The organism is Bacteroides finegoldii DSM 17565 (assembly GCF_000156195.1).
GTDB classification, from domain to species: domain Bacteria; phylum Bacteroidota; class Bacteroidia; order Bacteroidales; family Bacteroidaceae; genus Bacteroides; species Bacteroides finegoldii.
On sequence record NZ_GG688318.1, the window covers coordinates 346050 to 346709 of the forward strand.

Below are 660 nucleotides of genomic sequence, written 5' to 3' on the forward strand. Positions count from 1 at the left end.
AACGTCCCCGTAACAAGTATCTTGATGTACGCCGTGCCTATCTTGCTTATAGTAAACTGCGTAAACGCAGGAAATCACAGGCTCGTATGATTACACGAAGGTTACTTCAGTTATTGGAAAAGTTACTTGACCAGCTGGAGCAACTTCATTCATCCTACAGGAACAGGCTTGCACTATCCTCTGATTACCAAAGACGTTTCTCGGTCATACAGACAGTCCTTGAGCAAGGGAAGAATTTATTTGCAGGCAAAAAAGTGTCCAACCGTATCGTGAGTATCGACCGGCATTACCTTCGCCCCATTATCAGAGGCAAGGAAACCAAATCCGTTGAATTCGGAGCCAAAGTCAACAATATACAGATAGACGGAATCTCCTTTATAGAACATATCTCCTTTAAGGCTTTTAACGAAGGAGTACGTTTGAAAGACTGTATTCATCTGCAACAACAACTGACCGGGGTTAGGGTTAAGGCGCTTGCGGCGGATTCAATCTATGCCAATAATGCCAACCGGAAATTTTGTACTAAATATCATATAAGTACTTCCTTTAAGCGTAAGGGCAGAGCTGCCAAAGATGAGCCGCTTCGGAGAATCTTACGGTCGGAACTCAGCCGTGAAAGAGCTACCCGCCTGGAAGGAAGTTTTGGAACGCAGAAACAAC

General features: G+C 44.4%; 1 pseudogene. It reads left to right on the forward strand.

Annotated elements, in window-relative coordinates:
* Positions 1-660: pseudogene (locus BACFIN_RS22910) on the forward strand (DDE transposase); the annotation flags it as partial.